This is a genomic window from Vibrio sp. 2132-1 (genome assembly GCF_033344315.1).
The window spans coordinates 1-624 of record NZ_JAWPON010000493.1 but is presented as its reverse complement, the minus strand read 5'-3'; the positions used below and the strand labels follow the sequence as shown (position 1 = coordinate 624).

The 624-nt window shown below is 47.1% G+C and carries 1 pseudogene; it reads left to right on the top strand.

The features are described 5' to 3' along the window. Positions 1-624: pseudogene (locus tag R8N47_RS26245) on the top strand (SAM-dependent methyltransferase); the annotation flags it as partial.

Here is a 624-nt window from a genome sequence, read left to right as displayed (position 1 = left end):
TCGATAGCGCTGGTTCAAAAGGCATGAGCGCCATTGATATCGCCGAAAAAACAGGCGTATCAGAATATGGTGTCAAAGTGCTGCTAGACATGGCGATAAGTGCGCACATTGTTTTGTGGGAAAAACCTAACTACTCACTGGCCAACCTCGGGTTCTACTTGTTGTACGATGGCATGACCCAAGCAAACATGGATTTCACGGCCGACGTTTGTTATGCCGCGATGATGCACTTGACTGAAGCAATCAAAGACGGCAAACCTGCTGGATTGAAAGAGCTGGGCGATTGGGAAACCATCTATCAAGGGTTGTCGACATTACCTGAGCAAGCTAAGCAGAGCTGGTTTAAGTTTGATCACTTCTATTCGGATCGTTCTTTCCCATTGCTGCTTAAAGAAGTGTTTGCCAATGAGCCAAAACATATTGTCGATATCGGTGGCAATACGGGTAAATGGGCAATGCAGTGCTGCAACTACGATAAAGATGTGCATGTGACCATTGTTGATTTGCCGCAGCAATTGGAAGTCGCGATGTCGAACGTGGCAGAGAATCAGCTCAGCGAGCGCGTGCATCCCTATCCTGCCAATATGCTTGATAAAGCCCAAACATTGCCTGATCATGCCGATA